This window comes from Actinoplanes xinjiangensis (assembly GCF_003148685.1).
In the GTDB taxonomy this organism is placed as follows: domain Bacteria; phylum Actinomycetota; class Actinomycetes; order Mycobacteriales; family Micromonosporaceae; genus Actinoplanes; species Actinoplanes xinjiangensis.
Map to the genome: position 1 here is coordinate 109,882 of NZ_QGGR01000002.1, position 13,697 is coordinate 123,578.

General features: G+C 70.4%; 11 protein-coding genes. All 11 read right to left on the reverse strand.

The window, feature by feature from the left end; translation table 11 throughout:
* Window positions 1-36: 36 nt before the first annotated feature.
* The gene (locus BC793_RS04015) at window positions 37-2,316 is read right to left on the reverse strand and encodes a primosomal protein N' (protein WP_239170150.1); all 2,280 of its coding nucleotides are present in this window, start codon (window positions 2,314-2,316) and stop codon (window positions 37-39) included.
* A 121-nt stretch (window positions 2,317-2,437) separates the two neighbouring features.
* Entirely contained in the window at window positions 2,438-3,004 is a 567-nt protein-coding gene (locus BC793_RS04020) for a histidine phosphatase family protein (protein WP_158319196.1), read from the reverse strand.
* A gap of 149 nt (window positions 3,005-3,153) precedes the next feature.
* Window positions 3,154-4,344 carry a methionine adenosyltransferase gene (gene metK / locus BC793_RS04025; RefSeq protein WP_109589310.1) on the reverse strand — a complete coding sequence of 397 codons (1,191 nt, stop codon included), beginning with the start codon at window positions 4,342-4,344 and terminating at the stop codon, window positions 3,154-3,156.
* A 45-nt stretch (window positions 4,345-4,389) separates the two neighbouring features.
* The gene (coaBC, locus tag BC793_RS04030) at window positions 4,390-5,607 is read right to left on the reverse strand and encodes a bifunctional phosphopantothenoylcysteine decarboxylase/phosphopantothenate--cysteine ligase CoaBC (protein ID WP_109589312.1); all 1,218 of its coding nucleotides are present in this window, start codon (window positions 5,605-5,607) and stop codon (window positions 4,390-4,392) included.
* An 87-nt stretch (window positions 5,608-5,694) separates the two neighbouring features.
* A complete protein-coding gene (rpoZ, locus tag BC793_RS04035) occupies window positions 5,695-5,958 on the reverse strand; it encodes a DNA-directed RNA polymerase subunit omega (protein WP_015623990.1) in 264 nt (87 codons plus the stop codon).
* An 11-nt stretch (window positions 5,959-5,969) separates the two neighbouring features.
* Entirely contained in the window at window positions 5,970-6,557 is a 588-nt protein-coding gene (gene gmk, locus BC793_RS04040; RefSeq protein WP_109589314.1) for a guanylate kinase, read from the reverse strand.
* Between the two features lie 32 nt (window positions 6,558-6,589).
* Window positions 6,590-6,907 (reverse strand): integration host factor, actinobacterial type, encoded by a 318-nt coding sequence (gene mihF / locus BC793_RS04045; RefSeq protein WP_109589316.1) that lies wholly within the window; start codon window positions 6,905-6,907, stop codon window positions 6,590-6,592.
* Window positions 6,908-7,090: 183 nt separating this feature from the next.
* Entirely contained in the window at window positions 7,091-7,921 is an 831-nt protein-coding gene (gene pyrF / locus BC793_RS04050) for an orotidine-5'-phosphate decarboxylase (RefSeq protein ID WP_109589318.1), read from the reverse strand.
* Window positions 7,922-7,941: 20 nt separating this feature from the next.
* The gene (locus BC793_RS04055) at window positions 7,942-9,273 is read right to left on the reverse strand and encodes an adenosylmethionine--8-amino-7-oxononanoate transaminase (RefSeq protein WP_109589319.1); all 1,332 of its coding nucleotides are present in this window, start codon (window positions 9,271-9,273) and stop codon (window positions 7,942-7,944) included.
* On the reverse strand, window positions 9,270-10,298 hold the full coding sequence (locus tag BC793_RS04060) for a quinone-dependent dihydroorotate dehydrogenase (RefSeq protein ID WP_109589321.1): 1,029 nt from the start codon (window positions 10,296-10,298) through the stop codon (window positions 9,270-9,272). Before BC793_RS04060 ends, BC793_RS04055 begins: the two co-directional genes overlap by 4 nt.
* 82 nt (window positions 10,299-10,380) lie before the next feature.
* Window positions 10,381-13,695, reverse strand: coding sequence for a carbamoyl-phosphate synthase large subunit (gene carB, locus BC793_RS04065; RefSeq protein WP_109589323.1), 3,315 nt, complete (start codon window positions 13,693-13,695; stop codon window positions 10,381-10,383).
* Between the last annotated feature and the right edge of the window lie 2 nt (window positions 13,696-13,697).

Below are 13,697 nucleotides of genomic sequence, written 5' to 3' on the forward strand. Positions count from 1 at the left end.
AAGGAAGAGGCGGGCGGCGAGAAGAGGCAGGCGCGGTCAGAAGAGGTCGGCGGGGTCGACCTGGATGCGGACCGGTAGGGCGGCCTTGCGGGCACTGCGAACCCCCGCTGCCTCGTGCAGGGCGTGTGCCAGGTCGGCGGCCCGGGAACGGGTGACGCGCAGCAGCATCCGTTCCTGTTCGTCGGTGGCCGGGACCGGTCCGAGTACCTCGGCGCCGGCGGGCAGGTGGGCCAGCGACAGCAGCTCGGCCACCGCGGTCGCCTGCCCGGTGACGCTGGCCATCCGGGCTGCCGGGGGGAATCCGAGGTCACGCCGCTCGGCCAGTTCCCGTGCCGCGAACCAACCCGGATCCCAGCGCAGCAACGCCTGCACCGGGGCCAGCGATCCGTCGGCGACCACGACCACGCGCCCGCCCTCCTGTGCGGGCCGGGCCAGGGCCGCCGCGTTCAGCCAGCGGCGCATCGTCTCCTCGGCGGCCCGCAGGTCGGCACGGCTCAGCAGCGCCCAGGTGTCGAGCAGCAGCACCGCACCGAACCCGCCCTCGGCCAGCGGCTCGGCTCCCGGTGTGGACACCACGACGGCCGCCTCGGCGGGCACATCGGTCAGCACCTGTTCCCGCCCGGACGTCCGCACCGGGAACCCCGGAAACGCCCGGCCCAACTCCTCGGCGGTCCGTTTGGCACCGATCACGGATGCCCGCAGACGGCGCTCCTGACAGTTCGGGCACTGGTAGTCGGCCGACCCACGCCCACACCAGTGGCAGACCGGGACGTCCCGCGCACCGTGCAGCCCGAGCGGCCCGGAACAGTGCGGGCAGCGGGCCGGAGTACGGCATTCGGCGCAGGCCACCGACGGCAGGTAGCCCCGCCGCGGGACCTGCACCAGCACGGGGGCTCCCGCCTGCAACGCCTGTTTGGCGGCCTGCCAGGCCACGCTGGGCAGCCGGGCCACGACCGCGGCCGAATCACGCTCCAGCTGGAAGTCGTCACCGGTCGGCGTGATCGCCGGCGACCGGCGCCGCAGCACCGCACGGTCGGCGGCGATCTCCCGCGCCCAGCCGGTCTCGAGCAGCAACTGCCCCTCACCGGTACGCGCGAACCCGCCCACCAGCGCCGCACAGTCCGCCAGCCGCGCCCGGGTAAGCAGCACGTCCCGCGCGTGCGGGTAGGGCGCCCGCGGCTCGGCGTGCAGATCGTCGCCGTCGTCCCAGATGACCACCAGCCCGAGATCGGGAACCGGCGCCCACATCGCCGCCCGTGTCCCCACCACCACCGGCACCTGGCCGCGAACCGCCGCCAGGAACCGCCGATAGCGCTCGGACGGGCCGAGAGCCGCGTTGAGTGCCACGTGCCGCCCCTCGCCCAGCACTCCGGCCAGGGCCCGGTCGACCCGGTCGAGATCACGCGCGTCGGCGACGACGATCACCACTCCGCGCCCCGCCCGCACGGTGGCCGCGGCCGCCTCCGCGATCCGCGCCGGCCAGTCCTCACCCGGCAGCGCCGACCAGACGGCCCGGGCCGGCCGCGCATCCTGGAGTGCCCTCAAATAGGCGGGCCCGGTCGCGTAGGAGTCCCATCCACCGGCCACCGGCTCCCGAAATCCGGAACTCCCCCAACGGCTCCCATCCCCCGGAAGGGGCCCAGCCGCTGGACGGGCTGCCGCAACCTGGGAAGTCCCGGCCGATGGAAGTGCTCCCGCGCCCAGAGGGCCTCCTGCAACCTGGGAGATCCCGGCCGATGGAAGGGCTTCGGCACCCAGAGAGGCTGCTGCAACCTGGGAAGCCCCGGCCCCAGAAGGGGCGCCGGCGTCCTGAGAGGCTCCTGCCCCTGGATGGGATTCGACCTCCGGGGCGACTCCTGCCTGCGGAAGCGCACGCTCCGCCTCCGACGGCAACGCGGATCCCGTCTCGGTGACCGGTGGCGACGCGGTTGCCGTCTCGGTGAGGTCAGGACCTGTTTCCCCCGGGGCACTCGCCGCCTCCGGCGGGGACGTCGCGGCCTGGGACTCGACGCGGGCGTGCCGGGGTGGCACCGCGAGCCGGAGCACGTCGGCGAGATTGCCCGCATAGCGGTCGGCGACCGCGCGGGCCAGGCGGGCGATCTCGGGGTCGAGAACCCGCTCGGGCGAGACCACCTTCTCCAGGTAGGCCAGCTTGCCGGCGTGGTCGGAGGACTCGACCCGGGCCAGCAGGAACCCGCCGACCTGCTGGCCGGCGAACCGGACCTTGACCCGGACCCCCGGCTGCGCCGCCTCGTCGTCAGCCGTGGAGACCAGATAGTCGAACGGCCGGTCGAGGTGGGCGAGTGGCATGTCCACACAGACCCGCGCGACGGGCAGCCGCTCGGCCGGCTCCCGCTCGCTGCGCGTCCTCTTGATCCCCATCGTCGAACATTCTGCCCGCACCCCCCGACATTTCCGTTCGCCGCGGGCCCCGGGATCAGTGGGTGAGGCAGGTCACCGTCTGGGCGTGCAGGTCGATCTCGACGATGTCCGGGAAGCGGAGGTCGGCCCAGAAGCGGGCCGGATCGGTGGCCAGCTGGTAGCGGCTGGCCATCCACACCGTCGGGGCCAGGCCGTGGGTGCCGATGACGAGGGTGCGGTTCTGTTCGGCGGCGGCGGCCGCGTGGCGTACCACCGCGGCGTCGAACCGCTCGATGACCTGGTCGCGCGGCTCCCACCCGTCGGGGCACTCGCCTCGCGCATAGGCCTGTGCGGCCGAGTGGTAGCCCTTCTCGTCGGTGAACCAGACATGCGGCCGGTGCACCTCGGCCAGGCCCGCGTCGCGGACCACCCGCTGGGCGCCGGCGATCTCCTGCATGGTCTGCGCGGCCTTCGGTTCGGTGCTGGCCACGTAGTAGGCCGGATGGCAGACGTGCAGCCGCATCAGGCGGGCCGCGACCCGGCTCTCCTGTGCCAGCTGCCACTGCTCCGACGGCACGTCCGGATCGACGGTCGGCATCGCATGCCGGACCACGATCACCCGCTCGCCTTGAACACCCGTCATCACGGAAGCGTAAGCGCCTTCACCACCCCTGACTGTCATGCGAACGAACACGCAATTCAGGCGTCACAAGTTCACTACCCGGCACAGTTCCCACCGGAGACGCGAAACGCCCACCCCCGGTCGGGGGCGGGCGTTTCGTCGATCAGCGGTCAGGAAGCGGCGTTCTTCAGGTCGGCGGCACGGTCGGTGCTCTCCCACTTGAGGTCCGGCAGCTCGCGGCCGAAGTGGCCGTACGCGGCGGTCTGCTGGTAGATCGGGCGCAGCAGGTCGAGGTCGCGGATGATCGCGGCGGGGCGCAGGTCGAAGACCTCGCCGATGGCCTTCTCGATCCGCTCGACCGGCACGTTCTCGGTGCCGAACGTCTCGACGAACAGGCTGACCGGGTGCGCCTTGCCGATGGCGTAGGCGACCTGGACCTCGCAGCGCTCGGCGAGTCCGGCGGCGACGACGTTCTTGGCGACCCAGCGCGTCGCGTACGCCGCGGAACGGTCGACCTTGGACGGGTCCTTGCCGGAGAACGCGCCGCCACCGTGCCGGGAGTAGCCGCCGTAGGTGTCGACGATGATCTTGCGGCCGGTGAGGCCGGCGTCGCCCATCGGGCCGCCGATCTCGAAGCGGCCGGTCGGGTTGACCAGGAGCCGGTAGCCCTCGGTGTCGATGCCGAGGCCCTCCAGCTCGGGGGCGATGACGTGCTCGCGGACGTCCGGCGTGAGCAGCGACTCGAGCGAGATGTCGGCGGCGTGCTGCGACGAGACGACGACCGTGCCGAGGCGGACGGGGCGGAGCCCGTCGTACTCGATGGTGACCTGGGTCTTGCCGTCGGGGCGCAGGTAGGGGATCGTGCCGTCCTTGCGCGCGGTGGACAGGCGGCGGGCCAGCCGGTGGGCGAGCGCGATCGGCAGCGGCATCAGCTCGGGGGTCTCCGAGCAGGCGAAGCCGAACATCATGCCCTGGTCACCGGCGCCCTGGCTGTCCAGCGAGTCGCCGGCCTCACCCTCGCGCTCCTCGATGGCGGTGTCGACACCCTGCGCGATGTCCGGCGACTGGGAGCCGATGGACACGCTGACGCCGCAGGAGGCGCCGTCGAAGCCCTTCTTCGAGGAGTCGTAACCGATCCGCAGGATCGTGTCGCGAACGATGCTGGGGATGTCGGCGTAGGCCTGCGTGGTGACCTCACCCGCCACGTGCACCTGGCCGGTGGTGATCAGGGTCTCCACCGCGACGCGGCTACGCGGGTCCTGGGCGAGCAGGGCGTCGAGAATCCCGTCGCTGATCTGGTCAGCGATCTTGTCCGGGTGGCCTTCCGTGACCGACTCGGAGGTGAACAGGCGGCGTGCCACGGTGCTCCTCAGATTTGTCGAATGAAACGTAACGCGGAAGTGTAGTCAGGGTCGCCGAGCGTCCCGGACCTGGGCTTCCAGGCGACTGGCCACTTGATCGAAAATCATATCGGCCACATCGTCTTTCGGTAGTTCCCCGTACGTGGCGGTGAAGCCGTCCGCCCCCAGAAGGGTAACGGTGTTGCGGTCCTGTCCGAAAACCCTGTCGACCCCGACCTCATTGACGACGATCAGGTCGGCACGCTTGCGGACCAGCTTGCCGCGGGCGTTCTCCAGAGCGTCGTGGGTCTCGGCGGCGAAGGCCACGAGGACCTGGCCGGGGCGCTTGGCGGCACCCAGTTCGGCGGCGATGTCCGGGTTGGTGACCAGGGTGATCGGTCCGGGCGTACCGTCGTCGGTCTTCTTGATCTTCTGCTCGGCGACCGATGCCGGGCGGAAGTCGGCGGGTGCGGCCGCCATCACGACGACGTCGGCCGAGGCGGCCGCCTCCACGGTGGCCTTGCGCAGCTCCTCGGTGGTGCCGACCCGCACGATGTCCGCCCCGGCGGGATCGGGCAGCGACACGTTCGCCGAGACGAGTGTCACCCGGGCGCCGCGGGCCACCGCGGACCGGGCGAGCGCGTAACCCTGTTTGCCGGAGGAGCGGTTTCCCAGGAAGCGGACCGGGTCGAGCGGCTCCCGCGTGCCGCCCGCGGTGACCACCACGTGCCGGCCGGCCAGATCGAGATCAAGACCCCGGCGGAGTACGCGCACCGCGGTCTCGAAGATCGCCGACGGGTCGGGCAGCCGGCCCTTGCCGGTGTCCTTACCGGTCAGGCGCCCGACGGCGGGCTCGATCACGACCGCCCCGCGGGACCGCAGTGTCGCCACGTTGGCCCGGGTGGCCGGGTTCTCCCACATCTCGGTGTGCATGGCCGGCGCGTAGACGATCGGGCACGTGGCCGTGAGCAGGGTGTTGGTGAGCAGGTCGTCGGCGATGCCGTGGGCGGCCTTCGCCAGCAGATCGGCGGTGGCCGGTGCGACCACGACCAGGTCGGCGGCCCGGCCGATCCGCACGTGCGGCACCTCGTGCACGTCATCCCAGACACCGGTCGCGACCGGCCGTCCGGACAGCGCCGCCCAGGTGGGCTCGCCGACGAACTTCAGCGCCGAGTCGGTCGGGACGACCCGCACCGCGTGGCCGGACTCGGTGAACAGCCGCAGCAGTTCGCACGCCTTGTAGGCGGCGATCCCCCCGCCGACGCCCAGCACGATCTCGGTCACAGTTTCACCATCGGCACGGAATCCCCTTGGATAACAATTGATCCCGCGCCCATGATGCGGGACGCGGGATCAAAGGATCGGCTCAGATCACGGGTTGTCGGTCGCCTCGGCGGTCAGCAGCCCGGCGTTGATCTCGCGCATCGCGATGGAGAGCGGCTTCTCCTGGGGAGTGGTCTCGACCAGCGGGCCGACATACTCCAGAAGGCCCTCACCGAGCTGGCTGTAGTAGGCGTTGACCTGGCGGGCGCGCTTGGCCGCGAAGATCACCAGCGAGTACTTCGACGAGGTCTTGTCGAGCAGTTCGTCGATCGGCGGATTGGTGATGCCTTCGGGGTTCGCGATGGTTCCCACGTGGTGAATCCTTAATGCTCGTGTGCCAGGTATAACGAACCGAGCAATCCTACCAGCTCATCAGCCGCACGTTCGACGAAGTCGTTCACGACGGTGACGTCGAACTCCGCCTCGGCCGCCAGCTCCTCGTCGGCGTGCGCGAGCCTGCGCTTGATCGTCTCCTCGTCGTCGGTCCCCCGGCCGATGAGGCGCCGCTGCAGCTCCTCCACGCTCGGTGGGGCCAGGAAGACCAGCTGGGCGGCCGGCATGGCGGCACGGACCTGCCGTGCGCCCTGGAGGTCGATCTTCAGCAAAACGGGCCGGCCCTGATGGAGCCAGCCCTCGACCTGTGCGCGGGGCGTCCCGTAGAGGTTGCCCGCGAATTCCGCCCACTCCAGTAGCTGATTTCCGTCGATCAGTCGCTGGAACTCGGACCTCGTCACAAAGTGATAGTGCTCGCCGTCGGTCTCGTAGTCGCGTTTCTTGCGTGTTGTCACCGACACCGAGAGTTTGATCCACGGCGAGCGCAGCCGGATCAGCTCGATCACACTGTCCTTTCCGACCCCGGAAGGGCCGGAAAGAACAGTGAGGCGGGCTGCCGGCTGCGCGTCGTCATCCATGCTCACGGCTCATTCCTACACGAGCCCGTGAGTCAGTTCGCAGCGAACTCCCCCAGGAGGGCCTTGCGCTGCTGCTCGCCGAGACCCCGGAGCCGGCGGCTCTCGGCGATCTTCAGCTTCTCCATGATCTGGGTCGCACGGATCTTGCCGATGCCCGGCAGCGCCTGAAGCACCGCCGAAACCTTCAGCTTGCCGACGACCTCGTCGCCTTCCGCGCGCTCGAGCACGGCGGCGAGGGTGGTCTTGCCGGACTTGAGCTGTTCCTTCAGCTCAGCCCGAGCCTTGCGAACTTCCGCGGCCTTCTCCAGCGCAGCAGCACGCTGTTCGGGGCTCAATGACGGGAGCGGCACCAGTTCTCCTCAGGTCCCTGAGCGGCGGTAGTTCAATACCGGCGCTTCTGTGAAACGTGGTGTGCCATGGAACCGAAGGGGCATATGGTTCCCGGCGCCGGGAAAACTAGCGGTCAAACCGGGTTTCGGCAACGTGGGGGTACCCCCGCCCCGCCTCATCCGGAGCCTGATAAGCAGGCCGTTTCACCCGAGCGCGGCGCGCACGCCGGCCAGAACGCGGTCCGTCGCGGCCCGCAGATCGGCGATCTCCGGGCCCGCGGCGAGAACCTCGCGTGAGTACGACGGCAACACGTTGTGAAGGCTCTCACCGAAGACTGCTCGCAGGTCATCGGGTGTTCCGCCCTGCGCTCCGAGGCCCGGCGCGAGCATCGGGCCGTTGACCGCGGAGAGGTCGTGACCGGTCTCGCCGATCGTCGCGCCGACCACGAGGCCGAGACTGCCGAGCGGCTTCACACCCGCGTTGACCTGCGAAATCTCATCGATCACCGTTTGCGCGACGGTCTTTCCGGACGCCGTGACGGCGTGCTGGACGGCCGGCCCCTCGGGGTTCGAGGTGAGCGCCAGGACGAAGACGCCGCCCCCGTGAGCGGCCGCCGATTCGAATGTCGGCCGCAGAGAACCGACTCCGAGGTAGGGACTCACAGTAATGGCGTCAGCACAGAGAGTGCTTGCGGGATTCAGGTACGCGTCGGCGTACGCGGCCATCGTCGAGCCGATGTCACCACGTTTCACATCGAGCAGGACAAGAGCACCGGCTTCTCGAGACTGTCGGATAGTTGACTCAAGAATCGCGACACCGCGTGACCCAAATCTCTCAAAAAAAGCCGACTGCGGCTTCAGAACAGCCACCCGATCGGCCAGTGCTTCGACGACCGTATGGGCGAAGCGTTCGAGGCCGGAGATGTCGTCGGGGAGGCCCCAGCGGGCCAGGAGCGAGGCGTGCGGATCGATCCCGACGCACAGCGGACCACGCTCTGCAACTACCGCGTGCAGTCGTTCGCCGAAGGTTTCCATGGACTTCTCACTCTCCCGTGTCAGGTTGCCGCCACCGCGGCGGCGATTCCGGCGGTAATGCGGGCCACGTCGGCGTCACCGGTGACGTACGGCGGCATGGTGTAGATCAGGTCCCGGAACGGCCGCAGCCAGACGCCCTCGGCCACCGCCGCCGCGGTCGCCTTGGCCATGTCCACCGGCCGGTCCATCTGAACGACGCCGATGGCGCCGAGGACCCGCACGTCAGCGACCCCGTGCGCCCCGCGAAGCGGCTTTAGACCGCGTTTCAGCCCGGATTCGATATCGGGTACGGCCGTCGCCCATCCGCCCGCCCGCAAGAGGCTGAGAGAGGCGAGGGCGACGGAACAGGCGAGCGGGTTACCCATGAAGGTCGGGCCGTGCGCCAGCCCGCCACCCTCCCCCGCCGAGATCGCCTCGGCCACCTCACGTGTGCACAGGGTCGCCGCCAGGGTCAGGTATCCCCCGGTCAGCGCCTTGCCGAGGCACATGATGTCCGGGCTCACCCCGGCGTGATCGGCCCCGAAGAACCGCCCGGTCCGGCCGAACCCGGTCGCGATCTCGTCGAAGATCAGGAAGATGCCGTGCGCGGCCGTCACCTCGCGGAGCACCCGCAGGTAGGCCGGATGATGGAACCGCATCCCCCCGGCCCCCTGGACGACCGGTTCGACGATCACCGCGGCGATCTCGTCGGCGTGACGCTCGATCGTGTCGGTCAGCCGGGCGGCGTAGCCTTCGTCCCACCCGGCGGGCGGCGCCTCCACGAAGACCTGGACCGGCAGCACCCCGGTCCAGAGCGAGTGCATGCCGCCGACGGGGTCGCAGACGCTCATCGGATGAAACGTGTCACCGTGATATCCGCCACGCCAGGTCGCGAGGCGGCTGCGTCCCGGCCGCCCCCGTGCCCGCTGCGCCTGGAGCGCCATCTTGATCGCCACCTCGACGCCGACCGAGCCGGAGTCGCAGAGGAAGACGTGCTCCAGCCCCTCCGGGGTGATCCCGGCCAGCTCGGTGGCCAGCCGGATCGCCGGCTCGTGGGTGAGCCCGCCGAACATCACATGGCTCATCCGGCCGGCCTGCTCGGCCAGTGCCGCGTCCAGAGCCGGGTGACGGTACCCGTGGATCGCCGCCCACCAGGACGACATCCCGTCGACCAGTTCACGGCCGTCGGACAGGCGCAGCCGTACCCCCTCGGCGCTCTCCACCAGGTAGGGCTCGCTGCGGCCGGGCATCGGCCCGTACGGGTGCCAGACGTGCGCCCGGTCGAGCGCCAGCAGCGCCGCCGCGCCGTCGTCCGGCCCCGTGGGACCGGACGACGGGCCGAGCGCAAACAGGTCGCGCCCGGCGGGGCTCATCGCGCCGCTGCCGCCCGCGCCGGGCGGGCGCCCCGGGCGACCTCCAGAACCAGGTCCGGGCCCCGGTAGATGAACCCGGAGTAGAGCTGCACCAGGGCGGCACCGGCGTCGAGCATCCGGGACGCGTCGTCGGCCGACATGATCCCGCCGACTCCGATGATCGGCAGCCTGCCGCCGCTCTCGGTGTGCACGAACCGGACCACCTCGCGGGACCTCGCGGTCAGCGGTGCCCCGGAGAGCCCGCCGGCCTCGTTCGCCAGATGCCGGTCCGCCGCGGCGAGACCGTCCCGGGACAGTGTCGTGTTGGTGGCGATGATCCCGGCCGCGCCGTGCTCCAGGCAGACCTCGAGCAGCTCGGCGATGGCCGGGGCGGTCAGGTCCGGTGCGATCTTGACGAGCACCGGCACCGGGCCGGCCAGCGCCTTGAGCAGCGCCGCGATCGAGTCCCGGTCCTGCAGGGTGCGCAGGCCCGGGGTGTTCGGCGAGGACACGTTGACCGCGATGTAGTCGGCGTACGGATGCAGCAGCCGGTACGAGGTCAGGTAGTCCTCGACCGCGTCCTCCAGCGGGGTCACCTTCGACTTGCCGAGCGAGATGCCCAGCGGCACGTCGAGCGGGCCCAGCTCGGCCAGGCGATCGGCCAGGGCCGCCGCACCGGCGTTGTTGAAGCCCATCCGGTTGACGATGCCCTCGCTGGCCCTGGCCCGGAACAGGCGCGGCTTGTCGTTGCCGGGCTGTGGCTTCGCGGTGACCGTGCCGACCTCGACGAAGCCGAAGCCGAGTGCCGGCCACGCGGGCAGCGCGACCCCGTTCTTGTCGACGCCGGCGGCCAGGCCGACCCGGTTCGGGAAGCGGACGCCGAAGACCTCGACCGGGTTGGAGAAGCCGTACCAGCGGCGCATCGCGGCCAGCGCCGGGGCGGGCAGCCGCGCGAGCCGGTCCAGCGTCCACTCGTGGGCGTGCTCGGCGTCCCCGCCGCCCAGCCGGAACAGGGCCGGCCGGGCGACCTTGGTGAACAGACTCACCAGAGCCTCCCGGTCATGCTCTCCTGGCCCTCACCCGCGGCGTTCCCGGCCGGCTCGGGCACGTTGCGTTCGGTGCCGTCGATCATTCCGAACCCCGCAGCAGCTTGTGCAGCTCCTGGAGCGGCCGGACCGTCATGTCACCGGCACGGAGGGCCTCGATGCCCATCACCGCGGCCGCCGCGCCCGGCACCGTGGTGATGCTCGGTACGTCCGCGGTGACGGCGGCGCTGCGGATCTCGTACCCGTCGAGGCGGGCGCTGGCGCCGGAGCCCTGCGGCGTGTTGATGATCAGCGCGATCTCGCCGGCCAGGATCAGCTCGACCGCGTTGCGCTCGCCCGGCTTCTCGTAGTGCTTCGGGACGATCTCGCAGTCGATGCCGTACCGGCGCAGCACCTCGCCGGTCCCGGCGGTGGTGACGATGGTGAAGCCCAGGTCGGCGAGCCGCTTGACCGGGAAGATCATCGACCGCTTGTCCCGGTTGGCGACCGAGACGAAGACCTTGCCGCTGGTCGGCAGCGAGCCGTAGGCGGCGGCCTGCGACTTGGCGAACGCCTGGCCGAAGCCGGCGTCGATGCCCATCACCTCGCCGGTCGACTTCATCTCCGGGCTGAGCAGGCTGTCCACGTTCTTGCCGGCCAGCGTGCGGAACCGCTTGAACGGGAGCACCGCCTCCTTGATGGCGATCGGCGCGTTGGCCGGCACGTGCCCGCCGTCGCCGGTGGGCAGCAGCATGCCCTCGGCCCGCAGATCGGCGATGGTGGCGCCGAGCATGATCCGGGCGGCCGCCTTGGCCAGCGGCACCGCGGTCGCCTTGGAGACGAACGGCACGGTCCGCGAGGCCCGCGGGTTCGCCTCCAGCACGTAGAGGGACTCGTCCTTGAGCGCGTACTGCACGTTCATCAGACCGCGCACGCCGATGCCCCGGGCCAGCGCCTCGGTGTAGCGGCGGACCTCGGCGATGTGCGAGGCGGCCAGCGTGATCGGCGGCAGCGAGCAGGCCGAGTCGCCGGAGTGGATGCCGGCCTCCTCGATGTGCTCCATCACGCCACCGAGGTAGACCTCGCCGGTGGCGTCGCAGAGCGCGTCCACGTCGATCTCGACGGCGTCGTCGAGGAACCGGTCGACGAGCACCGGGTGGTCCGGTGAGATCTCGGTGGCCCGCTCGATGTAGCCCTTCAGGGTCGGCTCGTCGTAGACGATCTCCATGCCCCGGCCGCCCAGCACGTAGGACGGGCGGACCAGGACCGGGTAGCCGATCGTGTCGGCGATCGCCTTGGCCTCGCTGAAGCTGGTCGCGGTGCCGTGGTCGGGCGAGCGCAGCCCGTTCTCGGCCAGCAGCACGCCGAACAGGCCCCGGTCCTCGGCCAGGTCGATCGACTCCGGTGTGGTGCCGACGATCGGGATGCCGGCCGCCTTGAGCCGGTTCGCCAGGCCGAGCGGGGTCTGACCGCCGAGCTGGACGATCACGCCGACCACGCCGGGCCCGCCGGCCGCCTTGCCGGAGCCGTCCTCGGCGTGGAAGACCTCGAGGACGTCCTCGAAGGTGAGCGGCTCGAAGTAGAGCCGGTCGGCGGTGTCGTAGTCGGTGGAGACCGTCTCCGGGTTGCAGTTGACCATCACGGTCTCGAAATCGACACCCCGCAGCGCTTGTACGGCGTGCACGCACGAGTAGTCGAACTCGATGCCCTGCCCGATCCGGTTCGGCCCGGAGCCCAGGATGATCACCTTGGGCCGGTCGCTCGGTACGACCTCGGTCTCGTCGTCGTACGTCGAGTAGTGGTACGGCGTGTTCGCCTCGAACTCGGCCGCGCACGTGTCGACGGTCTTGTAGACCGGGCGGATGCCGAGCCGGTGCCGCAGCGAGCGGACGCCGTCCTCACCGGCCAGTTCCGGGCGGAGCATCGCCAGCTGCTTGTCGGAGAGCCCGGACCGCTTGGCGCGGCGCAGCAGCTCCTCGTCGAGGAACGGGGCGGCCAGGATCTCGGCACGCAGCTCGACCAGGGCCTGGATCTCGTCGAGGAACCACGGGTCGATCCGGCCGGACGCCGCGTGCACCTGCTCGACGGTGGCGCCGAGCCGCAGCGCCGCCTCGACCGTGTAGAGCCGGCCGTCGTGCGGGATCTTCAGGGCCTCCAGGGCCTCGTCCACGTTCTCGAACGTCGGCGCGGTCCAGAAGCCGGCGGCCTTGGTCTCCATCGAGCGCATGGCCTTGTTGAGCGCCTCGGCGAAGTTGCGGCCCAGGCTCATCGCCTCGCCGACCGACTTCATCGTGGTGGTGAGCTCCTTGTCCGCGCCCGGGAACTTCTCGAACGCGAACCGCGGGATCTTCACGACCACGTAGTCGAGCGCCGGCTCGAACGCGGCCGGCGTCTTGAGCGTGATGTCGTTCGGGATCTCGTCGAGGGTGTAGCCGATGGCCAGCTTCGCGGCGATCTTGGCGATCGGGAAGCCGGTGGCCTTCGACGCCAGCGCCGAGGAGCGGGAGACCCGCGGGTTCATCTCGATCACGATCATCCGGCCGTCGTCCGGGTTGATCGCGAACTGGATGTTGCAGCCGCCGGTGTCCACGCCGACCTCACGGAGCACGGCGATGCCCAGGTCACGGAGCTTCTGGTACTCCCGGTCGGTTAGCGTCATGGCCGGGGCCACGGTGACGCTGTCGCCGGTGTGCACGCCCATCGGGTCGATGTTCTCGATCGAGCAGACGACCACGACGTTGTCGTGCTTGTCGCGCATCAGCTCGAGCTCGTACTCCTTCCAGCCGAGCACGCTCTCCTCGATGAGCACCTCGTGCACCGGGGAGGCGGCCAGGCCGGCGCCGGCGATCCGCTCCAGGTCGTCAGCAGTGTGGGCCATTCCCGAACCCAGGCCGCCCATCGTGAACGACGGCCGGATGACGACCGGCAGGCCGATCTCGGCGACGGTGTCCCGTACCTCGTCCATGGAATGGCAGACCCGGGACCGCGGCGTCTCGCCGCCGGCCTGGGCCACGATGTCCTTGAACAGCTGGCGGTCCTCGCCCTTACGGATGGCGTCGACGTTCGCGCCGATCAGCTCGACGCCGTACTTCTCCAGGACGCCGCTCTCGTGCAGGGCGATCGCCGTGTTCAGCGCGGTCTGCCCGCCCAGGGTCGGCAGGATCGCGTCCGGGCGTTCCCTGGCGATGACCAGCTCGACGAACTCGGGGGTGATCGGCTCGACGTAGGTGGCGTCGGCGAACTCCGGGTCGGTCATGATCGTGGCCGGGTTGGAGTTGACCAGCGAGACGCGGATGCCCTCGGAACGCAGCACCTGGCACGCCTGGGTGCCGGAGTAGTCGAACTCGCAGGCCTGGCCGATGACGATCGGGCCGGACCCGATCACCATGACGTGCTTGAGATCTTCACGCTTCGGCACGT

Bases quoted from the DNA above. Each gene is read 5' to 3' on its own strand.
- BC793_RS04020 (WP_158319196.1), bottom strand. From the start codon at position 3,004: ATGACGGGTGTTCAAGGCGAGCGGGTGATCGTGGTCCGGCATGCGATG.
- BC793_RS04055 (WP_109589319.1), bottom strand. From the start codon at position 9,273: ATGAGCCCCGCCGGGCGCGACCTGTTTGCGCTCGGCCCGTCGTCCGGT.
- gmk (WP_109589314.1), bottom strand. From the start codon at position 6,557: ATGGATGACGACGCGCAGCCGGCAGCCCGCCTCACTGTTCTTTCCGGC.
- pyrF (WP_109589318.1), bottom strand. From the start codon at position 7,921: ATGGAAACCTTCGGCGAACGACTGCACGCGGTAGTTGCAGAGCGTGGT.